The sequence below is a fragment of the Streptomyces sp. NBC_01635 genome (genome assembly GCF_045209715.1).
Lineage (GTDB): Bacteria > Actinomycetota > Actinomycetes > Streptomycetales > Streptomycetaceae > Streptomyces > Streptomyces hirsutus.
Genome location: NZ_CP109277.1, coordinates 2,608,440 through 2,633,914 on the forward strand (window position 1 = coordinate 2,608,440; position 25,475 = coordinate 2,633,914).

Consider the following 25,475-nt stretch of genomic DNA (forward strand, 5'->3'; position numbering starts at 1 on the left):
CACAGGCCGGTGGCCGCCGGGTCCTCCCCTCCCGGAAGGGACCCGGCGGCCACGCGGGCTCTACTTGCTGAAGTCCGGCACCAGCTTGGCGATGGCGGTCTCGGCGTCGTTCAGCCCCTTGTCCAGGGACTCCTTGCCGCCCGCGATCTGGGGCAGTTCGTCGTCGAGCGGACCCCACAGCGAGCTGTACTCGGGCAGGGCCGGGCGCGGCTGGGCGGCCTCGAGGACCGTCTGGTAGCCGGCGATGCCCGGGTCGGCCTTGACCTTGTCGGTGTAGGCGTCGTCACGCGTGGGCAGCGTGGAGTTCTTCAGCGCGATGGTCTCCTGGGCCTTGGCCGAGGTCATGAAGTTCACGAACTTCAGCGCGGCCTCCTGCTTCGCGGCGTCGGAGCCGGCGTAGACGGAGAGGTTGTGGCCGCCGGTCGGAGCGCCCGCCGTGCCGGAGGAGCCGGCCGGGACGGTGGCGATGCCCAGGTTGTTCTTGTCCTTGAAGGCCGAGCCCTTGTAGAAGTTGGTGATCTCCCACGGGCCCTGGATGATCGCGGCGACCTTGCCGTTGACGAACGCGTCCTGGATGTGGGCGTAGGCGTCGGCGGTGGTGTCGGCCTTCTTCAGGCCCTTGCCGTCGAAGAGGTCCAGCCAGGTGCCGTAGGCCTTCTTGGCCTCGGGCGACTTGACGGTGATCTTCTTGGCGTCGGCGTCGACCGTGTCGGTGCCCTCGCCGTAGAGGAAGGACTGGGCGTAGTAGGCCTGGGTGGAGCCCCAGTAGCCGTCGACGCCGGTCTTGCCCTTGATCGTGGCGGCGGCCTTCTTCAGGTCGTCCCAGGTCTTGGGGGCCTCGACGCCGGCCTTCTCGAAGAGTTCCTTGTTGTAGACCAGCGCGAGCGTGTCCGTGACGAACGGGACGCCGTAGACCTTGTCCTCGTACGTCGCCTGCTCGATCAGGTTGGACTTGAACTTCGCCTGGTCCTTCAGCGCCTCGGTGCCGTCCAGCGGCAGGAAGAAGCCCTTCTTGGCGAAGGCGGGGGTCCAGCCGACCTCGGAGCGCAGCACGTCGGGGGCGCCCTTGGAACCGGCGGCGGTGTCGAACTTGTTCTGCGCCTGGTCGAAGGGGACGTTGACGTACTTGACCTTGACGTCCTTGTTGGCGGCCTCGAACTCCTTGACCAGGGCCTGGTACGTGGGCGCCTCGTTGGTCGCGTTGGAGGTGTCCCACCAGGTGATGCTGACCGGGCCGTCGGCCGAGTCGCCGCTGTCGCTGTCTCCGCCGCAGGCCGTCGCCGTGAGGGCGAGGGACGCCACCAGCGCGGTGGCCGCTATGCCACGCCGCATGAGTTCTCCTTGAGGGTGAAAGCCCGTATGTGCAGGTGCGGCCCCGTCTGCCGTCCTGCCGACTTGCCGACCGCGCCGATGGGGCCGCCGGGCGACGTGAACGTAACAGCGATGCAACCGATCCGAAAGACCTTGCTGAAAAATTTTGCAAGGAAGCCCGACGGTTACCCCGTCGTGACCTCTCCTTGACCCCTCTTCAGGGCGCCCCGATCGCTGTGCCACCGCCGGTTTTCCGGTGCCAGGACAGGAGTTCGGACAGCTGTGCAAGACTCTGCAAGTACTTGCCATCCGTTTCCGTCGGGGGGACCATCCGATGCGGTACGGAACGCCGAGCACCCCTGCCGAGCACGACCGGCCGACCACGACATGAGGGACCGCGATGACCCAGCAGCCCGCGACGGGCCGTTCGACCGCACGCGCCAGGCGTCCGGCCGGTGTGCAAGGACGGGGGCGGCCGATAGGGTCCGGTGCTGTGACCACACGTCTTGCCGACATCGCCGCTCAGGCCGGGGTGAGCGAGGCGACCGTCAGCCGCGTGCTCAACGGCAAGCCGGGCGTCGCCGCCACCACCCGCCAGTCCGTCCTCGCCGCCCTCGACGTCCTGGGCTACGAACGCCCGGTGCGGTTGCGGCAGCGCAGCGAGGGCCTGGTGGGGCTGATCACTCCCGAGCTGGAGAATCCGATCTTCCCGGCGCTGGCCCAGGTCATCGGGCAGGCGCTGACCCGCCAGGGCTACACGCCGGTGCTGGCCACCCAGACCCCGGGCGGGTCGACGGAGGACGAGCTGACGGAGATGCTGGTCGACCGCGGGGTGGCCGGCATCATCTACGTCTCCGGACTGCACGCGGACACCACGGCCGACATGCAGCGCTACGAGCGGCTGCGCGCCCGGGGGGTGCCGTTCGTGCTGGTCGACGGCTTCTCGCCGAAGGTGCAGGCGCCGTTCATCTCGCCCGACGACCGGGCGGCGATGGCGCTGGCGGTCACGCATCTCGCCTCCCTCGGCCACACCCGGATCGGGCTGGCGCTGGGGCCGAAGCGGTTCGTACCGGTGCAGCGCAAGATCGAGGGCTTCGTCCGTACCGTGCAGGAGCAGCTGGGGCTGGCCGCCGAGACCGTGGAGACGGAGCTGGTCCAGCACTCCCTGTACACCTTGGAGGGCGGCCAGGCCGCCGCCAGCGCGCTCATGGACCGCGGGTGCACGGCGGTGGTGTGCGCCAGCGACATGATGGCGCTGGGCGCGATACGGGCGGCCCGGCAGCGCGGTCTTGAGGTGCCGACGGACATCTCGGTGGTCGGCTTCGACGACTCCCCGCTGATCGCCTTCACCGACCCGCCGCTGACCACGGTCCGCAAGCCGGTCCCGGCGATGGGCCAGGCCGCGGTGCGCACCCTGCTGGAGGAGATCGGCGGGACGCCCGCCCCGCACAGCGAGTTCGTGTTCATGCCGGAGCTGGTGGTCCGCGGCTCGACGGCCTCGGCGCCCGGGGAGCGGAACCGCCCCTAGCGGCTGTCCGGTGGCCGACGCCTCAGGCGCGGGGACCGGCACGCACTCCCCCGGGCTCTCCGGGCCGGGGGCGCCCCCGACCGCGTCGTCGTCGCGCTCCTCCGCCTCGCGACCGCACGCTCCCCCAAGTTCTCGGCTCCGCCCTAACAGGGAGGGGCCCCCGGGACCCCGCTCACCCCGGCCGGAGAGCCGCCGCGCGTCACCTCCGGCCCGATCCGCCGGCCGGGCCCTGGCCGGGACGCGGCGGCGGCCCGCCGTGACACTCGTGCTCCCCGTCCCCGCGCACACCGGCGAGGAGCCCTGCGACGGCGTCGCGGCTGCCGCGGTCGCCGGCTCCTGCCGGTGGTGCGCGGGGTTCTCAGGGGCGGGTGGGCCGGTCGCTCCAGTCGAGGCGGAGCACGGCCAGGTCGTCGGAGTGGCGGCCGGCGTTCAGCGCTTGGGTTTCCTTGATGAGGAGGTCGACCTGGTCCGCCGGGTCCGCCGACGGCAGGTTCCCGATCAGCGCGAGCAGCCCTTCGACGCCGAGCCGCTCGCCCTTCGTCCCGTTGTGTCCTTCGATGAGGCCGTCGGTGTAGACGGTCAGGGCTCCGGCGGCCGGGAGCGGAACGACCGTGGAGGGCCAGCTGCACTCTCCGGGGACGATGCCCAGGGCGATGCCGTGTTCGGCGCTCACCTCCCGGGTCCCCTCGGTCGTGGTGAGGAGGGGCTCGTGGTGGCCGGCCAGGTGGAGGACGGCGGTGCCGGAGCGCTGATCGAGGGTGAGAAGCGTGCAGGTGGCGAACAGTTGCTGGCTGTCGCGTTCGGCGATCAGGAGGCGTTCCATCAGGTGCAGCAGGTCGTCTCCGCGGTGCCCGCCGAGCACCAGGGAGCGCCAGGCGATCCGCAGGCAGACGCCCAGCGCCGCGGCGTCGGGACCGTGGCCGCTGACGTCGCCCACGACGGCGTGCACCAGCCCGTCGTCCCCCTCCACCACGTCGAGGAAGTCACCGCCGAGCAGGGCCATCGCGGCGCCGGGCAGGTAGCGGGACGTCACCTTCACCGTGGAGGTGTCGAGCATCGGCTGGGGCAGCAGACCGCGTTCCAGGCGGGCGTTCTCCTCCGCCCGCAGCCGGGTGGCCTGGGCCTGGGCGCTCGCGCGTTCCGTCCGGCTCCGGTAGACGGCGTAGCGCAGCGTTCTTCGCAGCAGGTCCGCTTCGACCTTGCCCTTGACGAGGTAGTCCTGCGCTCCGGCGGCCATGGCCTCGGTGCCCGCCCGGTCCTCGGACAGCCCGGTCAGGACGATCACCGCGGTGTGCGGGGCCAGTCCGCGCACGGCCGTGACCGCGTCGACGCCGGACACGTCGGGCAGGTGCAGGTCCAGGAGGACGCAGTCGATCGGGCTGCCGGCCAGTTCGGTGCGCGCCTCGGCCAGAGCGGTCCGGGTGGTCAGCGCGAACAGCATCCCCGTGTCGTGCAGGAGTTCCTCCACGAGCAGGGCGTCGCCCGGGTCGTCCTCGATCAGCAGGATGCGGTACACCGGCCCCTCGGAGGCCGATTCCGGCACGGCTGTCGTGACCGCGGTCATCGCACCGGCTCCGCGTCGGTGCGGGCGGCCTCCGGCACGGTGGACGGGCCGGGGTTCTCCGGCGGCCGGGGGGCGAGGGTGAAGGTGACGCGTGTGCCGTCGTGGTATTCCGGGTCGATCCCGATGGCGCCCCCGTGGAACTCGACGATCTTCTTGCACATCGCGAGGCCGATTCCGCTGCCGGTGTAGGTGTCCTTGGTGTGCAGCCGCTGGAAGATCACGAACACCTTGTCGGCGTACTCCGGTGCGATGCCGATGCCGTTGTCGGTGACGGTGAACCGCCACAGTTCGCCGTCCCGGTCCGCCGTGACGTGGATCTTCGGCGTTTCGCCCGGGCGGCGGAACTTGACGGCGTTGCTTATCAGGTTCTGCCAGAGCATGCCCATCTGGGTGGGGTCGGCGAACAGGGTCGGCAGCGGATCGTGGGTGATCTCCGCTCCGGCCTCCTCGATGCCGACGCTCAGCTCGGACAGGGTCCTTTCCAGCACCTTGTCCAGGTCGACGTTCTGGTGGGAGTTGTGCAGCCGCCCGACCCGGGAGAAGTCGAGCAGGTCGTTGATGAGGGTCTGCATGCGGTTCGCCCCGTCGACCGCGAAGTCGATGTACTGGTCGGCCCGGCTGTCGAGCTGCCCTCCGTAGCGCCGCTGGAGGAGCTGGGTGAAGCTGGAGACCTTGCGCAGCGGCTCCTGCAGGTCGTGGGAGGCCACGTACGCGAACTGCTCCAGCTCGGCGTTGGAGCGCTGGAGGTCCGCGGCCTGCGCGTCCAGACGCAGCCGGGTGTCCTCGCTGAGGGCCAGTTCCCGCAGGAGGCGCTGTCGCATGAAGTCGATCTCATGGCCGAGGCGCCGCAGGTCGGCGGGACCGGTCGGGGTGATGGGGTGTTCGAAGTCACCGCCGGCGACGGCACGGGCGTCCGCGCCGAGCCGCTCCAGCGGCGTGTTGATGCCGCGGCGCAGTCCTTCGAAGATCAGGGCCGTGAGGACGGCGATGAGCACCGCGATGGCGCCGAACACCCCGTTCCTCAAGGCCATCGTGTCCCTCAGGTCGTCCCTCACGCGTACGCGGTCCGCACGCAGCTGTTCCTGCTGGCTGTTCAGGGCGGCGCGTACGTCGTCGAAGGCCGCCTTGCCCTCCGTCGCCCGTCGGACGGCCGTCGGTGAGGGTGAGCCGGCGGGCGTGGCGGCCACGGGCCGGGCGATCCTCTCCTGCCACTTCGCCACGGCGTCCCGCACGTTCTTCAGGTCGTCCAGACCAGCGGGGTCGTCCTGAAGCAGCTTGGTGAGTTGCGTGAGGCTCGCTTCCTGCTCGGTGAGCCCCTGCTCGTAGGGGGTGAGGAACTCCGGTATGCCGGTGAGTCCGTAGCCGCGGATTCCGGTCTCCTGGTTGAGCACGGCCGTTTCCAGGCGGATCGCGACGGTCAGTGCGGGGGACCGCACGTCCACGAGTTCGTCGCTGATCGACCCGGTCCGCCCCAGGACCCATGCGCCCGCGGTCCCGAGCAGGGCCAGAACCACGAGGGACGCGGCCACCCCCACGCGAAGCCACCGCCTGGTGGTCCACGTGGAGAACCCTCGCATGCGCGGTCGCCTCTCGTCGCCGGTCATCCTGGGGGCTCCTCGTCGTGGCAATCGCGGTGAAAGTTGGGCCAGGACACTTTAGAGGGCGACAACCCTTGTTGTCCCGGAGCTGCTCCGGGATCTAAAGTGCCGGGCATGCCCGGCAAGGACTTCGTATCGCGGATCACCCCGCAGGAGACCGCCTCCCTCACGGACGCGGCGGTCGGTGATCTTGCGCAGCGCCTTGCCCGCAGGCTTCTGGGGGCCCCGTCGCACCCTCCACCGGACGACCCGGCGCCCGCCCTGGCTCTGCTCCACGTGCTGGACCACCTCAAGCAGGCCACTGAACGGCTCCAGCAGGAGGCGGCCGCGGCCGCCGCCCGCGCGGGTGCCGGCTACCCGCAGATCGGTGCCGCCTGCGGTATGACCCGACAAGGTGCGCGGCGCCGCTGGCCGGGGCTTTTCCACCATTCCACCGAGAAACCCACGGAGCATCCGACCATGACCACCCCCGCCCGTCCTTTCGACGTCCTGCTCGTCGAGGACGACATCGCCGACGCCATGCTCATCGAGGAGGCCCTCTCCGAGCGCGGAGCCCGCAACCTCGTCCAGGTCACCGACGGAGTCGCCGCGCTGGAACACCTGCGGACCCCGGGCACCCCGCGGCCCGACCTCATCGTCCTCGACCTGAACATGCCCCGGATGAACGGCCGTGATCTGCTCAAGGTCCTGAAGAACGACGACGACCTGCAGACGATCCCCGTGGTCGTCCTGACCACGTCCACCGCCCCGGACGACGTCACGGGCGCGTACAGCAGTCACGCCAACGCCTACGTGACCAAGCCCGTCAATCTGGAGGAGTTCGAGCAGGCCGTCCAGAGCATCGACTCCTTCTACCTGGACACCGCCACCCGGCCCCGTCTCTGAACCGGCCGGTGTCACCGGCCCGGGCCCGGGAATCCGGGGCCTCTCCGGGTCGCCGTGTCGTCCGCAGGTCATAGATCGCAGGTCACAGGTCGTAGGCGGCGAGTCCTCGCGCCCTGCTCCAGGAGGAGGCCGCGGGGCTCTCTCCGGGGGAGAACATGCGGGTCGACCGAGACCGGGGGATGATCTGCGGGAGGGGCTTATCTGGCAGACTCTGTGCCCATGGGTGAGACGACGGTGACCACGCTGGAAGGTCGGCATCAGGCCGCAGCGCACCCCGTCGAGGACAGGACGGGGGCGGGATTCCTGCGCCGCTTCCGTACCCCCCGCCGACCGCGGCTGTGGTTCGAGATCCTGCTGATCGCGGCGAGTTACTGGACGTACTCGCTCGTCCGCAACGCCGTGCCGGAGCAGAAGTCCGAGGCACTGCGCAACGCGGACCGGCTCTGGGACCTGGAGCAGCAGCTCGATCTCGCCTTCGAACAGTCGGTCAACCACGCCGTGAACTCGGTGACCTGGCTGGTCGTCGGCATGAACTACTACTACGCGACACTGCACTTCGCGGTCACGCTGGGTGTGCTGGTGTGGCTCTACCGCAGTCACCCCGGCCGTTACGCGGCGACCAGACTGGTGCTGTTCTCGACCACCGCCGTCGCTCTGGCGGGTTACTACCTGTTCCCGCTCGCCCCGCCGCGCCTGATGAACGGCGGCGACTTCATCGACACCGTGGTGGTCCACGAGACCTGGGGTTCGATGGCCTCCGGTGACCTGAAGAACATGTCCAACCAGTACGCCGCGATGCCGTCGATGCACATCGGCTGGTCGGTGTGGTGCGGGCTGACCCTCTTCGCGCTGGCGACGGTCCCGTGGGCGAAGGTCCTGGGCCTGCTGTACCCGGCGGGCACGCTGGTGGTCATCGTCGCCACCGCCAACCACTTCTGGCTGGACGCGGTGGGCGGCGTGCTCTGCCTCGCCTTCGGCTACGCGCTGGCGACCCTCTGGTACAGGAGCAAGCCGTACACGCTGCCGAGAGAGGCGCCGGACGGCGGGGCCGGGGGCGGCCGGAACAGGAGTGGCTGGAGCGGGGCGTTCTCGGGCAGAGGTCTCCCGGGCAAGGGCCTCCCGGTCGGGCGCGGCACGGGCAGAGCCGTCGCAGGCCCGGACGGTGGGGGTCCGGACGATGGGAACACGGGTGTCGTGAGCCCGCGCGCCCCGGACGGCTCCGTCGGCCCGCGCACGGCCGACGACGTCCCTGCCCCGAGCGCCTCCGTCCACGCGCCGGACACCCCGCGCCGCTGAGGCGTCCTCCGCCCTCGGGGAAGCGCCTCCTCGATGACGAGGTGCCCCCCTGCCACTGCGGTGCCCCGCGCACTCCGGGCGACCGAGCCCACCCGCCTGCGCCGGGTGCCCGCGCCGGGTGCCCGCGCCCAGTGCCCACGGCCCGCCCTACGACCCGCCGTAGAACAGCTCCTCCATCACGCCCCGCGCCCTGCGGGCCGTGCGCCGGTACACGTCGAGCATGTCGCCGGCGTGGCCCGCACCGTAGCCGAGGTAGCGGCCGACGGCGGCCAGCTCGCGCGGGTTGGTGGGGAAGGTGTCCCCGGCCCGGCCCCTGACCAGCATGACCGCGTTGCGCACGCCGGTGGCCAGCACCCAGGCCTCGTCGAGGATGCCGGCGTCGTCCGCGGAGATCAGCCCGGCCGCATGGGCGGCCGCCAGCGCCTCGCGGGTACGGGTGGTGCGCAGCCCCGGCTCGTGCGCGGCGTGCCGCAGCTGGATCAACTGGACGGTCCACTCCACGTCGGACAGGCCGCCGGGACCGAGCTTGACGTGCAGCTTGGGGTCGGTGCCGCGGGGCAGCCGCTCGGACTCCATGCGGGCCTTCAGGCGCCGGATCTCGCGCACGTCGTCCTCGCCGAGCCCGGCGGGCGGGTAACGCAGCGGGTCGATCAGGTCGACGAAGCGGCGGCCGAGCTCCTCGTCGCCGGCCACGTGCTCGGCGCGCAGCAGCGCGTGCCGCTCCCACACCAGGGACCAGCGCCGGTAGTACGCCTCGTACGACCCCAGGGTGCGCACCAGCGGTCCGGACCGGCCCTCGGGGCGCAGGCCCGCGTCGACGATCAGGGGCGGGTCGGCGCTGGGGGCCTGGAGCAGGCGGCGCATCTCGGCGACGACCTTGCCGGCCGCGTCGGCCGCCTCCCGCTCGTCCACGCCGTCGCGCGGCTCGTGGACGAACAGGACGTCCGCGTCGGAGCCGTAGCCCAGCTCGTGGCCGCCGAAGCGGCCCATCCCGATGATCGCGAAGCGGGTGGGCAGGGTGTCTCCCCAGCCCTCCCGGACGACCGCGCGCAGCGTGCCGGCGAGGGTGGCGGCGGTCAGGTCGGACACGGCGCCGCCGACCAGGTCCACCAGGGCGCCCTGGTCGGCCTCGGCGGGCTGGGACTCGGTGCCGTAGGAGCCGATGATGTCGGTGGCGGCGGTGCGGAACATCTCGCGGCGGCGGATCCCGCGGGCGACGTCGACGGCCTGGGCGGCGCCCTCGGCGCGGCGGACGGCGGCCAGAACCTCCTGTTCCAGGTGGGCGCGGGTGCGGGGCCTGAGGCCGCCGGCCTCTCCGTCGCCGAGCAGGGCCACCGCTTCGGGGGCGCGCAGCAGCAGGTCGGGGGCGAGCCGCCCGGCGGACAGGACGCGGGCGAGGTTCTCGGCGGCGGCGCCCTCGTCGCGCAGCAGCCGCAGGTACCAGGGGGACTTGCCGAGCGCGTCGGAGACCTTGCGGAAGTTGAGCAGGCCGGCGTCCGGGTCGGCGGATTCGGCGAACCAGCCGAGCAGCACCGGCAGCAGGGTCCGCTGGATGGCCGCCTTGCGGGTCACGCCGGACGCCAGCGCCTCCAGGTGCCGCAGGGCGGCGCCCGGGTCGGCGTAGCCGAGGGCGACCAGCCGTTCGCGGGCCGCCGCGGCGCTGAGCCGGGCCTCGCCGGGGGCGAGCTGGGCGACCGCGTCGAGCAGCGGCCGGTAGAACAGCTTCTCGTGCAGCCGCCGTACGACGGTGGTGTGCCGCCGCCACTCGCGGGTCAGGCTCGCCACCGGGTCGGTGCGCAGGCCCAGGGAGCGGCCGATGCGGCGCAGGTCGGCGTCGTCCTCCGGAACCAGGTGGGTGCGGCGCAGCCTGAAGAGCTGGATGCGGTGTTCCAGGGAGCGCAGGAAGCGGTAGGCGTGGTCGAGCTGGGCGGCGTCCGCGCGGCCGACGTAGCCGCCGGTGGCGAGGGCCCCCAGCGCGTCGAGGGTGGTGCCGCTGCGCAGGGAGGTGTCGGCGCGGCCGTGCACCAGCTGGAGCAGCTGCACGGCGAACTCGACGTCGCGCAGGCCGCCGGGGCCGAGCTTGAGCTGGCGGTCGACCTCTGCGGTGGGGATGTTGTCGATCACCCGGCGGCGCATCTTCTGCACGTCGGCGACGAAGTTCTCCCGCTCGGCGGCCTGCCACACCAGCGGTCGCAGGGCGGCGACGTACTCCTCGCCGAGGGCGAGGTCGCCGGCCACCGGGCGGGCCTTGAGCAGCGCCTGGAACTCCCAGGTCTTGGCCCAGCGCTGGTAGTAGGCGCGGTGCGAGGCGAGGGTGCGGACGAGGGGGCCGTTGCGGCCCTCGGGCCGCAGGTTGGCGTCGACGGGCCAGATGGTGCCCTCGACGGTGTTCGCGGAGCAGATCCGCATCATGTGCGCGGCCAGCCGGGCGGCGGCGCGCAGGGCCTTGTCCTCGTCGGCGCCGTTCACCGCCTCGCCGACGAAGATGACGTCGACGTCCGACACGTAGTTCAGCTCGTGCCCGCCGCACTTGCCCATCGCGACCACCGCGAGCCGGCACAGGGCGGCGTCCTCGGGCGCGGCGGCCTCGGCGAGCGCGAGGGCGGCGCGCAGGGTGGCGGTGGCGAGGTCGGCGAGTTCGGCGGCGGTCTCGGACACCTCGGTGGTGCCGCAGACGTCGCGGGCGGCGATGGACAGCAGGCAGCGCCGGTAGGCGACGCGCAGCGACACGGGGTCGGTGGCTTCGGCGAGGCCGTGCTCGAACTCGGTCACGCCGGGGTGCAGGTCCCGCGCCTCGTACGTGACGAGCGCCTGCCAGTCGTCGGTGTGCCGGGCGAGATGGTCGGCCAGGGCCTCGGAGGCGCCGAGCACGCCGAGCAGCCGGTCGCGCAGCGGCTTGGCGGAGATCAGGGTGTCCAGCAGCTCCTGCCGGCCGGTGGCGCCGGTCTGCGCCTCCAGCATCCGGACCAGTCCCAGCAGCGCGAGGTCGGGGTCGGCGGTGCCGCCGAGCGCTTCGAGCAGGACCGGGTCGTCGCGCACCGCGGACAGCTCGGGGCTGTCCAGCAGCCGCTCGGCGGCCGACGGGTCGGTGAAACCGTGCCGCAGCAGCCGCGTGAAGGTGCTGCTCCTGCGCCCCGGCACCGACGTCATCCCCGGTCTCCCTCGGTCCTCGGCTCGCATCGGCCTCACCACGAGCTCATCCAGGCAACGAGCCTATCCGCCCCACCGCGCCCCGGCCCCGGGACGGCCGTGCGCGATGAGTTCCGGAGGCGGGCGGGGTCACACCTTCCGAGGGGAAGGACTCCCCCGTCCCTCCGCTCCGACCTGTGAGGCCCTCATGACCAACAGAACGCCCGAAACGAACGAACCCCCCGCTCTCCTCTCTCCCGAAACCTGTCTCGACCCGCGCTACAGCGACCCGAAGGCGACCGCCGCCTCCTGGTCCGAGGCGGAGGCACTGCTCACCGGGGCGGAACTGTTCTGGATCTCGACGGTCCGCCCCGACGGCCGTCCCCACGTCACCCCGCTCCCCGCCGTCTGGTCGGACGGCGCACTGCACTTCTGCACCGGGCCGCAGGAACGCAAGGCCCGCAACCTGGAGGCGAACCCGCACGTCGTCCTGACCACCGGCACCAACACCTGGGACAAGGGCTACGACCTGACGGTGGAGGGCGAGGCGGTCCGGGTCGCCGACGACGGCCGGCTGCGCGAACTGGCGGCGGCCTGGGAGGCGAAGTACGGCGGCTTCTGGCACTTCGAAGTGCGTGACGGCCACTTCCACCACGGGCCGGGACACGCCGTCGTGTTTTCGGTGGCGCCGCGCACGGTTTTCGGCTTCGGTAAGGGGGCGCCGTTCAGCCAGACCAGATGGCGGTTCGCGTGACGCCGAGAGCCCGCACCGACCGCACCGACCTCGCCGACTCAGCCGGAGGAACCCCGATGAACATGGCCATGACCCTCGAAGTGCTCCCCCTGCCCGTCAGCGACATCGACCGGGCCAGGGACTTCTACCGGGACAAGGTCGGCTTCCACGTCGACATCGACCAGGAGGTCATGCCGGGCATGCGCATCGTCCAGCTGACGCCCCCGGGCTCCGGCTGTTCGATCGCACTGGGCGACAGCATCTGGGAGATGTCGGGCGACACCCGCCCGGCCCCGGGCTCGTACCAGGGCCTCCAATTGTGCGTCGCCGACATCAAGGCGGCCCACGCCGAACTGACCGCCCGCGGCCTGGAGATCTCCGAGCCGGTCGTGTACGCCCCGGACGACGGCGCCACGTTCATGTACTTCAAGGACCCGGACGGCAACGGCTGGGCCGTCCAGGAGTACCGCCGCCGCGCCACCGAACCCCTGCACCGGCTCCTGACGGACCAGGCCACCGAGGCGGGCAGCCCGGATCACTCGTAGGTGTACCGCTCCCCTCTTCCCCCCACCCACCGTCACCGCCGCACCTACCGTGAGACGCCTCGCGGTACAGGCGCGGTACATGTCCTCCAGCGCGGGCGGTAGTTCGTCGCCGCCGAGGCCGATCTCGCCCTGCGGACGTGACTCAAGCTGCCGAGTCGCGTCCATCCGGTAGCGCTTCCTCTGAGTTTCGTGAGGGGGTTGTACGGATCGTGACGGAGACCGGGAAGTCGATCCCCGAGGTCGCGCAGCACATGGGGATCAACGAGACAACCCCGGCGAGCGGGGTCTCGCGGGCCCGAAAGGCCGTGGACGGCCTGTACGAGAGCACCGATCCGGCGCCGGACGGCCCAGAGACGGCCCAGGGACAGTGAGACGCGGTGAGGCCGGCGGTCCATGACCGTCGGCCTCATCCGTCGAATCGGCGGAAAACCTGCTCTGACCTGCTTCTACAGCACCGGCAGGTTCTTCCGCAGCTCGAAGGCGGTGACCTCGGAGCGGTACTCGTGCCACTCGGCGCGCTTGTTGCGCAGGAAGAAGTCGAAGACGTGCTCGCCGAGGGTCTCGGCGACCAGGTCGCTGCGTTCCATCAGGGTGAGGGACTCGCCGAGGTTCTGCGGGAGGGGCTGGATGCCGAGGGCGCGGCGTTCGGCGTCGGAGAGGGCCCAGACGTCGTCCTCGGCGCCGGGCGGGAGTTCGTAGCCCTCCTCGACGCCCTTCAAGCCGGCGGCCAGGAGGAGCGCGTACGTCAGGTACGGGTTGGCGCCGGAATCGATCGAGCGGACCTCGACGCGGGCCGAGCCGGTCTTGCCGGGCTTGTACATCGGGACGCGGACGAGGGCCGAGCGGTTGTTGTGGCCCCAGCAGATGTAGGAGGGGGCCTCGCCGCCCGCGCCCGCGGTGCGCTCGGAGCCGCCCCAGATGCGCTTGTAGGAGTTGACCCACTGGTTGGTGACCGCGGAGACCTCCGCCGCGTGCCGCAGCAGGCCCGCGATGAAGGAGCGGCCGACCTTGGAGAGCTGGTACTCCGCGCCCGACTCGTAGAACGCGTTGCGGTCGCCCTCGAAGAGGGACAGGTGCGTGTGCATGCCGCTGCCCGGATACTCCGAGAACGGCTTCGGCATGAACGTGGCCTGCACGCCCTGCTCCAGCGCCACCTGCTTCATGACCAGGCGGAACGTCATGATGTTGTCGGCCGTGGACAGCGCGTCCGCGTAGCGGAGGTCGATCTCCTGCTGGCCGGGGGCGCCCTCGTGGTGGGAGAACTCCACCGAGATGCCCATCGACTCCAGCATGGTGATCGCCTGCCGGCGGAAGTCCATGCCCACGTTGTGCGGGGTGTGGTCGAAGTAGCCGGAGTTGTCCGCCGGGGTCGGGCGGCTGCCGTCGACCGGCTTGTCCTTCAGCAGGAAGAACTCGATCTCCGGGTGGGTGTAGAAGGTGAACCCCTGGTCGGAGGCGCGGGACAGCGCGCGCTTGAGGACGTAGCGCGGGTCGGCGAAGGACGGCGAGCCGTCCGGCATCAGGATGTCGCAGAACATGCGGGCCGTGCCGGGGGCCTCGGCGCGCCACGGCAGGATCTGGAAGGTCGACGGGTCCGGCTTGGCGATCATGTCGGACTCGTACACCCGGGCGAAGCCCTCGATGGCGGAACCGTCGAAGCCGATGCCCTCGTCGAACGCCTGCTCCAGTTCGGCCGGGGCCACGGCCACGGACTTCAGGAAGCCCAGCACGTCCGTGAACCACAGGCGTACAAACCGGATGTCGCGCTCCTCCAACGTACGGAGCACGAACTCCTGCTGCTTGTCCATCTTCCGCTTCCCCATCCTTGCCGGTCAGGCCGCCAGTCTCTCCCGCGCCGGGTGGCCTCCTCGGGCGGCGGTCGGGCACTCGGGCCATCCCACCACATCCGGGTTTCGCCCGTGTTGCCGACCTTGATCGTTCCACGGGCCCCGACCGCGCGTACGCACACGGTTCAACGCCTCGTCCACGCCGGACGCATTGCCCTGCGTACCACCCTGCGGCCCGTCCGGCCCCCTGTCCATCCTGACCTCACGGACCGGTCTCCGTAACGGCGGAAGCGGGCCCGCCTCCGGGATTCCTCTTGTACACGGTCCCCCCGACTGCATGACACCCACCCCCCCTTAATTGGTATTTCAGATGCAAGTTTTAATGGGTGGTGCAGACAGTCGAGTAGGCAGTCGAGAACGAGGAGACCCGATGCTGTCCGAGCAGTCCGCCGCCACCGTCCGCGCCACACTTCCCGCCGTCGGCGGGGCCCTCGGCGAGATAACCGAGCGCTTCTACGCCGGGATGTTCGAGGCCCGTCCCGAACTGCTGCGCGACCTGTTCAACCGCGGCAACCAGGCCGCCGGCACCCAGCGCGAGGCCCTCGCCGGGTCCATCGCGGCCTTCGCCACGCACCTGCTGGCGCACCCCGACACCCGGCCCGACGCGATGCTGGGGCGCATCGCCCACAAGCACGCCTCGCTCGGCATCACCCCCGACCAGTACGCGATCGTCCACGAGCATCTGTTCGCCGCGATCGCGGAGGTCCTGGGCGAGGCCGTCACGCCCGAGGTCGCGGCCGCCTGGGAGGAGGTCTACTGGCTGATGGCGAACGCCCTCGTCGCCATCGAGAAGCGGCTCTACGAGGAGCAGGGCGGGCCCGGCTGGCGGGAGTGGGAGGTCGTCGAGCGGGTCACCGAGACCGCCGACGTCGTCTCCTTCCGGCTGCGTCCCGCCGACGGGGGGCCGGTACGGGACTTCCGCCCGGGCCAGTACGTCTCCGTCCGCGTCGCTCTGGACGACGGCGCCCGGCAGATCCGCCAGTACAGCCTCTCCGGCGCGCCCGGCCCCGACGAGCGGCAGTTCAGCGTCAAGCGCGTGCACGACGGCGGAACACCCGAGGGCGAGGTCTCCGGCCACCTGCACGCGCGTGTGCGGGCCGGCGACGTCCTGGAGCTGTCCGAGGCGTACGGCGACCTCGTCCTCGACGCCGCACCCGGCACTCCCCTGCTGCTCGCCTCCGCGGGCATCGGCGTGACCCCGATGACCGCGATGCTGGCCCATCTCGCCGGCCACGGCCACGACGCCCCCGTCACCGTCGTGCACGGCGACCGCTCCCCCGCCGACCACGCCCTGCGCGGGGACCACGAGGCCTACGCGGCGAAGCTGCCGGACGCAGCGGTGCACCTCTTCTACGAGCAGGACGCCCCGGCCGGCGCCTCCACCGGCTACGTCGACCTCACCGGTATACCGGTCGCGGCGGGCACGCGCGCGTACCTGTGCGGTCCGCTGCCGTTCATGCGCAGGGTGCGGGAGCAGCTGCTCGGCAAGGGCGTCGCGCCGGCCGACATCCACTACGAGGTGTTCGGCCCGGACCTCTGGCTGGCCAAGCAGGGCTGAACGGGCCCCGTACGGCCGTGCGCCACGACTGCGGCGCACGCCAGGACTGCGGCGCACGCCACGGCTGCGGCGTGCGCTACGGCTGCGGCGTGCGGGAGATCTCCAGCAGCAGCGGGCCCGTCGGGCCCGTGGCGATGTCCGCCACGGTGAGCGGGTCCAGCGAGGCGAAGAACGCCTCCTGGGCCTGCCGCAGTGCGCCGCGCAGCAGGCAGGCGGAGCGGAGCGGGCAGGGCGTGCCCGTTCCGGACGCGGACGCGCCGTCGCAGTCGACGACGTCGCCCTCGCCCTCGAAGGCGCGGACGAGGGCGCCCACCGAGGCCGTACGGCCCTGTTCCGTGAGGGCGAGGCCGCCGCCGCGGCCGCGTCGGGCCGTGAGCAGCTCCATGTGCTGGAGTTCGGCGACGACCTTCGCGGCATGGGTGTACGGCACGCCCATGCCCTCCGCGACATCACGCGTCGTCGGGTCGGTCTTCTCTCCGGCCACGGCCAGGCGCATCAGGACCCGCAGGGCCAGGTCGGTGGAGCGCAGCAGCCTCATACCGGGCAGCGTAGGTAATACGCATCTCGCGTTCAAATTTCCGGGACACGGCGATCCGGAGCCCGCCCCAGCACGCCCGAGCCCGCGCAAGCCGGCCCGAGCCCGCGCAAGCCGGCCCGAGCCCGCCGACCCCATAGCGTCGAATTGACGATTACACTGGGCCGCGTGCCTCAACTTCGTCTCGCTCTGAATCAGATCGACTCGCGGGTCGGCGACCTCGCCGGCAACGCCGACACGATCGTCCGCCGGACCCGGCACTGCGCCGAGCAGGGGGCCCACCTCGTGGCGTTCCCGGAGATGGCGCTCACCGGGTACCCCGTCGAGGACCTCGCCCTGAGGTCGTCCTTCGTGGAGGCCTCCCGCGAGGCCCTGCGGTCCCTCGCGGCGCGGCTCGCAGAGGAGGGCTTCGGGGAACTGCCCGTGCTCGTCGGCTACCTCGACCGCAGCGCCGCCGCCCAGCCGAAGTACGGCCAGCCCGCCGGCGCGCCGCGCAATGCCGCGGCCGTGCTGTACGGCGGCGAGGTCGTGCTGGGCTTCGCCAAGCACCATCTGCCGAACTACGGCGTCTTCGACGAGTTCCGGTACTTCGTGCCCGGCGAGACGCTGCCCGTCCTGCGGCTGCACGGCGTGGACGTCGCCCTCGCCATCTGCGAGGACCTGTGGCAGGACGGCGGCCGGGTCCCGGCCGCGCGGTCCGCGAAGGCCGGGCTGCTGCTCTCCGTCAACGCCTCGCCGTACGAGCGGGAGAAGGACGACACCCGGCTCGAACTGGTCCGCAGGCGCGCCCGGGAGGCCGGCTGCACGACCGCGTACCTGGCGATGACCGGCGGACAGGACGAGTTGGTCTTCGACGGGGACTCCATCGTCGTCGACCGTGACGGTGAGGTCGTGGCGCGCGCACCGCAGTTCACCGAGGAGTGCGTGGTGCTCGACCTCGACCTCCCGGCGGCCGCCGCGGACGCTCCCCCGGCCTGCGAGGTGGTCGACGACGGGCTGCGGATCGACCGCGTCGTCCTGTCCGAGGAGCCGCTGCCCGTGTACGCCCCGCAGTGGCCCGGGACCCGCGCGCAGCCCCTCGACGACGACGAGGAGGTGTACTCGGCGCTGGTCGTGGGACTGCGGGCGTACGTCGAGAAGAACGGGTTCGAGTCGGTGCTGATCGGCCTGTCCGGCGGGATCGACTCGGCGCTCGTCGCCGCGATCGCCTGCGACGCGGTGGGCGCGGAGAACGTCCACGGCGTGGCCATGCCGTCGAAGTACTCCTCGGACCACTCCAGGGGCGACGCGGCGGAGCTGGCGCGGCGGACCGGGCTGAACTTCCGGACCGTCTCCATCGAGTCGATGTTCGACGCCTACATGGGGGCGTTGAAGCTGTCCGGGCTCGCGGAGGAGAACCTGCAGTCCCGGCTGCGCGGGACGATGCTCATGGCGATCTCCAACCAGGAGGGCCACATCGTCCTGGCTCCGGGCAACAAGTCGGAGCTGGCGGTCGGCTACTCGACGCTGTACGGGGACTCGGTGGGGGCGTACGGGCCCATCAAGGACGTCTACAAGACGTCGGTGTTCCGGCTCGCCCGATGGCGCAACCGCTCGGCGGCGGCGCGGGGCGAGACCCCGCCCATCCCCGAGAACTCGATCACTAAGCCGCCGAGCGCGGAGCTGCGGCCGGGCCAGGTCGACACGGACTCGCTGCCGGACTATCCCGTCCTCGACGCGATCCTCGAGCTGTACGTGGACCGGGACCGGGGCGCGGACGAGATCGTCGCCGCCGGGTTCGACGCGGAACTGGTGAAGAAGACGCTGCGGATGGTCGACCGGGCCGAGTACAAGCGGCGGCAGTACCCGCCGGGGACGAAGATCTCCCCGAAGGGCTTCGGCAAGGACCGCCGGCTGCCGATCACGAGCGGCTGGCGGGAGTAGGGCCTTTCGTGGGGCGCTCAGGGCCCGGGGCGGCCCCGGGGACTCGGTCCCCGGGGCCGCCCCGCCGTTTCAGCCGCCCGGTGTCGCGATCTTCACCCGGGCCGCGACGGGGAGGTGGTCGCTCGCCGTCCGGGGCAGCGTCCACGAGCTCTCCGGTTCCGCGCCCTTGACCATGATCTGGTCGATCCGCGCCATCGGGAACTCCGCCGGCCAGCTGAAGCCGAAGCCGTCGCCCGCCGCGCCCTGGGTCGAACGCATCTGGGAGGTGACGGCGTTCAGGGCACGGTCGTTCATCGTGCCGTTCAGGTCGCCGAGCAGAACGACGTTCTCCAGGTGCTCCCTGGTGATGGCCGCGCCCAGGGCGTCGGCGCTCCTGTCCCGCTGGCGGGCGGTGAACCCGGCCTCCATCTTCACCCGTACGGAGGGCAGATGAGCGACGTACACGGCGACCTGCGCCTCGGGCGTCGCCACCGTGGCCCGCATCGCGCGCTTCCAGCCGAGGCGTATGTCGACGGCCGCCACGTCGCTCAGCGGGTACTTGCTCCACAGCCCGACGGTGCCGACCACCGCGTGGTGCTTGTACGTCGACGCCAGCGCCTCCCGGTACGTCGGGACCGCCGACGCCTTCAGCTCCTCCAGCGCCAGGACGTCCGCTCCCGAGGCCGCGACGTCGCGGGCGGTGCCGGCCGGGTCGGGGTTCTGGGCGTTGACGTTGTGCGTGGCCACCGTGAGGTCGCCGCCGGAGCCGGTCCGGTCGACGAGCAGGCCGCCGAAGAGGTTCAGCCAGACGACCGCGGGCAGCAGCACCGCGATCAGCGCGGTGGCGGACCTGCGGAGGAGGGCCGCCACCAGCAGCACCGGAACGGCCAGCCCCAGCCACGGCAGGAACGTCTCGAGCAGACTGCCCAGGTTGCCGACCACGTTGGGAATCCGGGCGTGGGCGCCCATGACCAGGGCGAGCAGCACCGCGCACACGGCCAGGATCACGCCCCGGCGCCAGATGCGGCGGTCTCCGCGCCAGCCTCTGGTCAGGCGGTCCCACAGGCGCCGAAGCGCGGGGGTCCGGCGTTGCTCGGGCCCCGAGCCGCCGTCGTCCGTCTCCGTCACGTACGCCTGTTGCGCCATACCGTCGCCTCACACCTTGCCGTGCACACCGTCACTCCCCCGTGTGCGTAGACCCTAGGGGATGATCGGCGCCCTTCCCGCCGTCTGTCGACGGCCGTACGGAGGCGAGGACGAACGGAACCGCTCCGGGAGTTCCAGGGGGATCGGGGAAAGCGCCCTCTGTGACGAAACGCGCACCCCGGGGCGGCCGGGAGTCACGGGGCGGGGCGCAGGCCCTGGAGCAGGGTGTCGACGACCTGTTCGGCGAGTCCGTCCGGCAGACCGGCGTCGGGGCGCAGCAGGGTGCGGACGAGCAGGGGGCCGACGACGATGTCGTTCAGCAGCTCGAGGTCGACGTCGGCGCGGAGTTCGCCGTTCTCCCTGCCGCGGCGCAGCACCTCCAGGCCCAGCCTGCGGCGCGGCAGGACGACGCTGTCGTGGTAGGCGGCCCAGATCTTCGGGCTGCTCTTCATCTGGGCGTGGACGTTGTGCAGGATCACCGAGTTCCTGCTGGCGAGGCCGCGCCGGCGCAGGGACTCCAGCAGGGCGACGAGGTCGTCGCGCAGGGAGGTGCCGGGGAGTTCGGGGTCGCCGGGTTCGGCGGCGCGCAGGACGTCGACGAGGAGTTCCTCCTTGCCGCTCCAGCGGCGGTAGATGGTGGCCTTGCCGACGCCGGCGGTGCGGGCGATCCGCTCGATGGACAGTTCCGCGAGGGGCACACCGTCCTCCAGGAGCTTCATCGCGCCCTCGATGATGGCCCGTTCGACGGCCTCGCTGCGGGGGCGGCCGCGTGCGGGGCCGCCCGGCCGGGGGACGGGGCAGGGGGCGGTGGTGCCGGTGCCGGTGTCGGGGACGCCGGTCGCGGTGCTGCCGGTGTCGGCGAGGCTCACGTCGCTGTGTCCTTTCCGTGGACTGGGACGATTCTCCCCGGTGCGCCTCCCTTCCCGGGCCCCGCGTCCTTCTCCCGCTCATCGGTCCCGTTTCTTCGTCGCGTCCGTCGGGTCCTTCGCCCCCGCCGGCACCAACTCCTCCTCCTTCTCGCCCCCTCCGGGCTCCGGACTCCGGCCGGGCAGGAACAGGGCGACGACGATCGCGCCGAGCACCGCGACGCCCGCGCCGCACAACGCCGTGACGTGCATGGCGTGCAGGAACGCGTCGTTGGCCGGACCGGTCAGGGCGTCTCCGCGCGGCCCGAGCCGGGCCGCGGCGCCCAGGGTGGCCTCGATGGACTCGCCGGCGGCGTGCCGGACGCCCGGCGGCAGCAGGACGAGCTTGTCCTCGATGTGCGTGCGGTACGCGGCGGAGAGCACCGAGCCGAGGACGGCGATGCCGAGGGCGCCGCCGACCTGGCGGAAGGTGTTGCTGAGCGCGGAGGCCGAACCCGCCTTCTCCCGCGGCAGCGTCTGCATGATCACGACGCTGACCGGCGTCATGACGTTCGCCATGCCGGCTCCCATCAGGAAGAAGACGACTTCGAGGATCCAGATGGGCGTGTCCGCGTCCAAGGTCGCGAACGCGCCCAGCATCGCCGCCAGGAGCAGCATGCCGCCGGTGGTGGTCGCCCTGTTGCCGAAGCGGTCCACCAGCAGCCGGGCCCGCGGCGCGAAGATCATCTGGGCGGCGGCCAGCGGCAGCATCAGCAGGCCGGTCTCCAGCGGCGAGTATCCGCGCACGCTCTGGGTGTAGAACACGGCGAAGAACGTCACGCCCAACAGTGCGAAGAAGACCAGGGCGATCGCGATGATCGCGGCCGAGAAGACCTTGTTCTTGAAGTAGGCCATGTCGATGGACGGATGGGTGCTGCGCTTCTCGACCACCACGAACGCGGCGAGCACGGCGAGCCCGGCGCCGACGGTCGTCAGCACCGTGGGGTCGGTGAAGTCGGCGAGCTGGCCGCCCTTGATGATGCCGTAGACCAGCAGGACCAGGCCGGTCACGGACAGGACGACGCCGAGGGGGTCGATCCGGCCGGGGTCCGGGTCGCGGGAGTCCGGCACGAGCCACAGCATCAGGGCGAGGGCGGTCAGCACGATCGGCACGTTGACGAGGAAGACCGAGCCCCACCAGAAGTGGGCCAGGAGCAGTCCGCCGGTGACCGGGCCGATGGCGATGGCGAGGCCGACACCGCCCGCCCAGATGCCGATGGCCTTCGGCTGTTCGTCGCGTTCGAAGACGTTCATCAGAACGGCGAGGGTCGCCGGCATGACGAAGGCGGCGCCCAGGCCCATCACCGCGCGGAAGCCGATCAGCTCCGCCGGGGAGCCGGAGAACGCGGCGAGCGCCGAGCCGAGGCCGAACACGGCGAGGCCCCCGAGCAGCATTTTCTTGCGGCCGAGCCGGTCGCCCAGCAGGCCCGCCGTGAACAGCAGGCCCGCGAAGACGAGGGTGTAGGCGTTGATCGCCCACTCCAGCTCGCTCTGGGTGGCGCCCAGGCCGGTGGGGGCGGGTGTGGAGATCGTCTTGATGGCGACGTTCAGGATCGAGTTGTCCAGGACCACGATCAGCAGGCTCAGGATCAGCACGCCGAGGATCACCCAGCGGCGCCGGTGCACGTGTTCCGGTATGCGGCGGTCGGGGGCGGCGGCGGGGAAAGTCATACGGCCACCGTAGGACCGTTTCGAAACGGCACCGTCTCGTATCGGAATTCTTTTGCCGAGACCTTGCCGGGGCGTTGCGCCGCTTTTCGGTGGAGACCGTCCCCTGGCACCGACTCGCGCGAGGTGCCACCATGGTGGGGATCCGGGGACGCCGTCAGGGTGCCTCGAGATGACGTATTGGAGCCGTTGCCATGACGCAGCTTTCGGCTGCCCCGACGGGCAGGCCCGTCCCCTCCGACAGCAACAAGGCGTTGTACGGAGGCAAGAGCACCCGCCGTGTCACCGTCCGCGACATCGCCCTCGCCAAGGAACGCGGCGAGAAGTGGCCCATGCTCACCGCCTACGACGCGATGACCGCGTCCGTCTTCGACGAGGCCGGCATCCCGGTCATGCTCGTCGGCGACTCCGCGGGCAACTGCCACCTCGGGTACGAGACGACCGTCCCCGTCACCCTCGACGAGATGAGCGTGCTGTCCGCGGCCGTGGTCCGCGGCACGAGCCGCGCCCTGATCGTCGCCGACCTGCCCTTCGGCTCGTACCAGGAGGGGCCGGTGCAGGCGCTGCGCTCGGCGACCCGGCTGGTCAAGGAGGCCGGGGTCGGCGCCGTCAAGCTGGAGGGCGGCGAGCGCTCGCACCGGCAGATCGAGCTGCTGGTCGAGTCCGGCATCCCGGTGATGGCGCACATCGGTCTCACCCCGCAGTCCGTGAACGCCATGGGCTACCGCGTCCAGGGGCGCGGCGAGGAGGCCGCGCAGCAGCTGCTGCGGGACGCCAAGGCCGTGCAGGACGCGGGCGCCTTCGCCGTCGTCCTGGAGCTGGTGCCGGCCGAGCTGGCCGCCGAGGTGACCCGGACGCTCCACATCCCCACCGTCGGCATCGGGGCGGGGCCGCAGACGGACGCGCAGGTGCTGGTGTGGACCGACATGCTCGGGCTGACCGGCGGCCGGGTACCGAAGTTCGTGAAGCAGTACGCGAACCTGCGTGAGGTCATGGGCGGCGCGGCGAAGGCGTTCGCCGAGGACGTCGTGGGCGGAACGTTCCCGCAGGAGGAGCACTCCGTCCACTGAGCAACCACCGGAGCAGCGCGCTGGCGCTGCCGCTGAGCCAACACCGCACATGACGGGCCCGCCGACTTCCCCCATCGGCGGGCCCGTCCCCCCTTTGCGCCTAAATCGGCGCCGCTCTCGCGGAAGTGGTGACTCGCCGTCCGGGTTGCTCAATCGGTGGTTGCGGTGGTCGTCGTGGGGGGGGCGAGGGCTCGGCTGCCGGCCGCACCGGCACAGTGCTCCTCCGGCAAAGCCCCGACAGCCTCCCGACAGAGGGCTGTCGGGAGGCTGTCGGGGGTTTGTCGGTGGGGGGTGCGAGAGTCGGGGCATGACGCGAAACGACAACGACTCCGGTGGCGCGGGCAGCGCCGTCACCGTGCGGGGGCTGGTCAAGCACTACGGCGGGACCAGGGCACTGGACGGTGTCGACCTGGAGGTGCGCGAAGGCACCGTGATGGGGGTTCTCGGGCCGAACGGCGCCGGCAAGACCACCCTCGTGCGCATTCTCTCCACCCTGCTCGCCCCGACCGCGGGCGAGGCCAGCGTCGCCGGGTACGACGTGCTCCGCCAGCCCCGGCAGCTGCGCAGGGTGATCGGGCTGACCGGGCAGTACGCCTCCGTGGACGAGAAGCTCGCCGGCTGGGAGAACCTGTACCTGATAGGCAGGCTGCTCGACCTGTCCCGCAAGGAGGCCCGCGGCCGCGCCGACGAGCTGCTGGAGCGGTTCTCGCTCACCGAGGCGGCCCGGCGTCCGGCGGCCACGTACTCCGGCGGTATGCGGCGCCGGCTGGACCTGGCCGCCTCGATGATCGGCCGGCCCGCGGTGCTGTTCCTCGACGAGCCGACCACGGGACTGGACCCGCGCACCCGCAACGAGGTGTGGGTCGAGGTCAAGCGGCTGGTCGGGGACGGGGTGACCGTGCTGCTGACCACCCAGTACATGGAGGAGGCCGAGCAGCTCGCCTCCGAGCTGACCGTCGTGGACCGCGGCAAGGTCATCGCGAACGGCGGCATCGAGGAGCTGAAGGCCAAGGTCGGCGGCCGCACCCTGCGGATCCGCCCGGCCGATCCGCTCCAGCTGCGCCCGCTCGCCGCCGCACTCGACGAACTGGGCATCACCGGGCTCGCCGCCACCACCGTGGACTCCGAGCGGGGGGCCGTCCTGGTCCCGATCCTCAGCGACGAGCAGCTGACCGCGGTGGTCGGCGCCGTCACCGCGCGGGGGCTGACCCTCGCCTCCATCACCACCGAACTGCCCAGCCTGGACGAGGTCTTCCTGTCGCTCACCGGCCACCGCGCCAGTGCCCCGCAGGACACCGAGCCCGCCGAGACCCGTGAGGAGGCCGCCGCATGAGCTCCGCGACGTCCGAGAAGACCACGCCGACGGCTACGACAGCCGCGAAGACTGCGACGACCGCGACGACCGACCCCGCTCCGGCCGGGACGGGCAGGGCGGGCGGGCAGGGCGGGACCTCCCGCGCGAGCGCCGCGGACGGCCGCATTCCGCTGCGTTCCCATCTGCGCCACACCAGCGCCCTGGTCCGCCGCAATCTGCTGTGGATCCGGCAGGACCCGGAGTCGATGTTCGACGCCGTGCTGTTCCCGATCGTGTTCACCCTGCTGTTCGTGTACGTCTTCGGCGGCTCGATCGGGCAGTCGCTGGGCGGCGGGCAGGAGGCGTACGTGCAGTACATCGTGCCCGGCCTGATGGCCATGATGGGCATGAACATGGCCATGGGGGTGGGGACCGGCTTCAACCAGGACTTCAACACGGGTGTCATGGACCGTTTCCGGTCACTGCCCATCGGCCGCGGCTCGGTGCTGTTCGCCAAGATCGCGGTCGAGGTGCTGCGCATGCTGATCGCCACCGCGATCCTCCTGGTCGTCGGTGTCCTGGTCGGCTTCGACATCACCAACTGGCCGGGGCTGTTCGCCGCCGTGGGGCTGGCCGTGCTGTTCGGCTCGGCCCTCATGTGGATCTTCATCACGCTGGGCGTGGCGATGAAGAACGCGCAGTCGGTGCAGGCGATGGGCTTCCTGGTGCTGATGCCGCTGCAGTTCGGTTCGTCGATCTTCGCGCCGACCCAGTCGATGCCGGGCTGGCTGCAGACCTTCACCTCCGTCAACCCGCTGTCCTCGCTGGCCGACGCCGCGCGCGGCCTGATGGTGGGCGGCCCGGTCGCGGACGACCTGTGGCTGACGGTGGCCTGGTCGGTGGGGATCACGGCGGTGATGGCTCCGGTCGCCATCCACAGGTTCCGTACGAAGAGCTGATC

19 protein-coding genes and 1 pseudogene are annotated in these 25,475 nt (G+C 71.6%); 11 read left to right on the forward strand and 9 right to left on the reverse strand.

The window, feature by feature from the left end:
• Nucleotides 1-60: 60 nt before the first annotated feature.
• Nucleotides 61-1,332, reverse strand: a complete 1,272-nt coding sequence (locus tag OHB56_RS12330) for an extracellular solute-binding protein (protein WP_406353204.1) — start codon at nucleotides 1,330-1,332, stop codon at nucleotides 61-63.
• A gap of 472 nt (nucleotides 1,333-1,804) precedes the next feature.
• Here OHB56_RS12330 and OHB56_RS12335 point away from each other — a divergent pair, with 472 nt between their 5' ends.
• Nucleotides 1,805-2,839 (forward strand): LacI family DNA-binding transcriptional regulator, encoded by a 1,035-nt coding sequence (locus tag OHB56_RS12335; protein ID WP_326752298.1) that lies wholly within the window; start codon nucleotides 1,805-1,807, stop codon nucleotides 2,837-2,839.
• Nucleotides 2,840-3,197: 358 nt separating this feature from the next.
• Here the strand turns inward: OHB56_RS12335 and OHB56_RS12340 are convergent, their stop codons facing one another.
• Both OHB56_RS12340 and OHB56_RS12345 read right to left on the reverse strand, forming a co-directional pair.
• A complete protein-coding gene (locus OHB56_RS12340) occupies nucleotides 3,198-4,403 on the reverse strand; it encodes a PP2C family protein-serine/threonine phosphatase (RefSeq protein WP_406353206.1) in 1,206 nt (401 codons plus the stop codon).
• The gene (locus tag OHB56_RS12345) at nucleotides 4,400-6,007 is read right to left on the reverse strand and encodes an ATP-binding protein (RefSeq protein WP_406353208.1); all 1,608 of its coding nucleotides are present in this window, start codon (nucleotides 6,005-6,007) and stop codon (nucleotides 4,400-4,402) included. Before OHB56_RS12345 ends, OHB56_RS12340 begins: the two co-directional genes overlap by 4 nt.
• A 108-nt stretch (nucleotides 6,008-6,115) precedes the next feature.
• On the opposite strand from OHB56_RS12345, the gene OHB56_RS12350 reads away from it, so the two are divergent.
• Nucleotides 6,116-6,886, forward strand: a complete 771-nt coding sequence (locus OHB56_RS12350) for a response regulator (protein ID WP_079034697.1) — start codon at nucleotides 6,116-6,118, stop codon at nucleotides 6,884-6,886.
• 219 nt (nucleotides 6,887-7,105) lie between these two features.
• Nucleotides 7,106-7,942: pseudogene (locus OHB56_RS12355) on the forward strand (phosphatase PAP2 family protein); the annotation flags it as partial.
• A gap of 387 nt (nucleotides 7,943-8,329) precedes the next feature.
• On the opposite strand, the gene OHB56_RS12360 reads toward OHB56_RS12355, so the two are convergent.
• Complete coding sequence (locus tag OHB56_RS12360) at nucleotides 8,330-11,332, reverse strand: bifunctional [glutamine synthetase] adenylyltransferase/[glutamine synthetase]-adenylyl-L-tyrosine phosphorylase (RefSeq protein ID WP_406353211.1); 3,003 nt, start codon at nucleotides 11,330-11,332, stop codon at nucleotides 8,330-8,332.
• A gap of 187 nt (nucleotides 11,333-11,519) precedes the next feature.
• On the opposite strand from OHB56_RS12360, the gene OHB56_RS12365 reads away from it, so the two are divergent.
• The 3 genes from OHB56_RS12365 to OHB56_RS12375 all read left to right on the forward strand — a co-directional run bounded on the left by OHB56_RS12365 (nucleotide 11,520) and on the right by OHB56_RS12375 (nucleotide 12,960).
• A complete protein-coding gene (locus OHB56_RS12365) occupies nucleotides 11,520-12,065 on the forward strand; it encodes a pyridoxamine 5'-phosphate oxidase family protein (RefSeq protein WP_406353213.1) in 546 nt (181 codons plus the stop codon).
• Between the two features lie 62 nt (nucleotides 12,066-12,127).
• On the forward strand, nucleotides 12,128-12,589 hold the full coding sequence (locus OHB56_RS12370) for a VOC family protein (protein WP_406359025.1): 462 nt from the start codon (nucleotides 12,128-12,130) through the stop codon (nucleotides 12,587-12,589).
• 209 nt (nucleotides 12,590-12,798) lie between these two features.
• On the forward strand, nucleotides 12,799-12,960 hold the full coding sequence (locus OHB56_RS12375) for a hypothetical protein (RefSeq protein ID WP_406353215.1): 162 nt from the start codon (nucleotides 12,799-12,801) through the stop codon (nucleotides 12,958-12,960).
• A gap of 75 nt (nucleotides 12,961-13,035) precedes the next feature.
• Here OHB56_RS12375 and OHB56_RS12380 read toward each other — a convergent pair whose 3' ends face one another.
• The gene (locus OHB56_RS12380) at nucleotides 13,036-14,397 is read right to left on the reverse strand and encodes a glutamine synthetase family protein (RefSeq protein ID WP_406353217.1); all 1,362 of its coding nucleotides are present in this window, start codon (nucleotides 14,395-14,397) and stop codon (nucleotides 13,036-13,038) included.
• Between the two features lie 409 nt (nucleotides 14,398-14,806).
• Here OHB56_RS12380 and OHB56_RS12385 point away from each other — a divergent pair, with 409 nt between their 5' ends.
• On the forward strand, nucleotides 14,807-15,994 hold the full coding sequence (locus OHB56_RS12385; protein ID WP_406353219.1) for a globin domain-containing protein: 1,188 nt from the start codon (nucleotides 14,807-14,809) through the stop codon (nucleotides 15,992-15,994).
• A gap of 76 nt (nucleotides 15,995-16,070) precedes the next feature.
• Here OHB56_RS12385 and OHB56_RS12390 read toward each other — a convergent pair whose 3' ends face one another.
• A complete protein-coding gene (locus OHB56_RS12390; protein WP_406353221.1) occupies nucleotides 16,071-16,532 on the reverse strand; it encodes an RrF2 family transcriptional regulator in 462 nt (153 codons plus the stop codon).
• 165 nt (nucleotides 16,533-16,697) lie between these two features.
• Here OHB56_RS12390 and OHB56_RS12395 point away from each other — a divergent pair, with 165 nt between their 5' ends.
• Entirely contained in the window at nucleotides 16,698-18,452 is a 1,755-nt protein-coding gene (locus OHB56_RS12395; protein ID WP_406353223.1) for an NAD+ synthase, read from the forward strand.
• A gap of 69 nt (nucleotides 18,453-18,521) precedes the next feature.
• Here OHB56_RS12395 and OHB56_RS12400 read toward each other — a convergent pair whose 3' ends face one another.
• From OHB56_RS12400 to OHB56_RS12410, 3 genes are all read right to left on the reverse strand, one after another.
• Nucleotides 18,522-19,577, reverse strand: a complete 1,056-nt coding sequence (locus OHB56_RS12400; RefSeq protein WP_326752313.1) for an endonuclease/exonuclease/phosphatase family protein — start codon at nucleotides 19,575-19,577, stop codon at nucleotides 18,522-18,524.
• A 194-nt stretch (nucleotides 19,578-19,771) separates the two neighbouring features.
• The gene (locus OHB56_RS12405; RefSeq protein ID WP_406353226.1) at nucleotides 19,772-20,446 is read right to left on the reverse strand and encodes a TetR/AcrR family transcriptional regulator; all 675 of its coding nucleotides are present in this window, start codon (nucleotides 20,444-20,446) and stop codon (nucleotides 19,772-19,774) included.
• Between the two features lie 78 nt (nucleotides 20,447-20,524).
• Complete coding sequence (locus OHB56_RS12410; RefSeq protein ID WP_406353228.1) at nucleotides 20,525-22,153, reverse strand: DHA2 family efflux MFS transporter permease subunit; 1,629 nt, start codon at nucleotides 22,151-22,153, stop codon at nucleotides 20,525-20,527.
• A gap of 191 nt (nucleotides 22,154-22,344) precedes the next feature.
• Here OHB56_RS12410 and panB point away from each other — a divergent pair, with 191 nt between their 5' ends.
• The 3 genes from panB (at nucleotide 22,345) to OHB56_RS12425 (ending at nucleotide 25,473) form a co-directional block, all read left to right on the forward strand.
• The gene (gene panB, locus OHB56_RS12415; protein ID WP_326752316.1) at nucleotides 22,345-23,220 is read left to right on the forward strand and encodes a 3-methyl-2-oxobutanoate hydroxymethyltransferase; all 876 of its coding nucleotides are present in this window, start codon (nucleotides 22,345-22,347) and stop codon (nucleotides 23,218-23,220) included.
• A 307-nt stretch (nucleotides 23,221-23,527) separates the two neighbouring features.
• Complete coding sequence (locus OHB56_RS12420; RefSeq protein ID WP_406353231.1) at nucleotides 23,528-24,553, forward strand: ATP-binding cassette domain-containing protein; 1,026 nt, start codon at nucleotides 23,528-23,530, stop codon at nucleotides 24,551-24,553.
• The gene (locus OHB56_RS12425) at nucleotides 24,550-25,473 is read left to right on the forward strand and encodes an ABC transporter permease (RefSeq protein WP_406353233.1); all 924 of its coding nucleotides are present in this window, start codon (nucleotides 24,550-24,552) and stop codon (nucleotides 25,471-25,473) included. Before OHB56_RS12420 ends, OHB56_RS12425 begins: the two co-directional genes overlap by 4 nt.
• The last annotated feature ends 2 nt before the right edge of the window (nucleotides 25,474-25,475 follow it).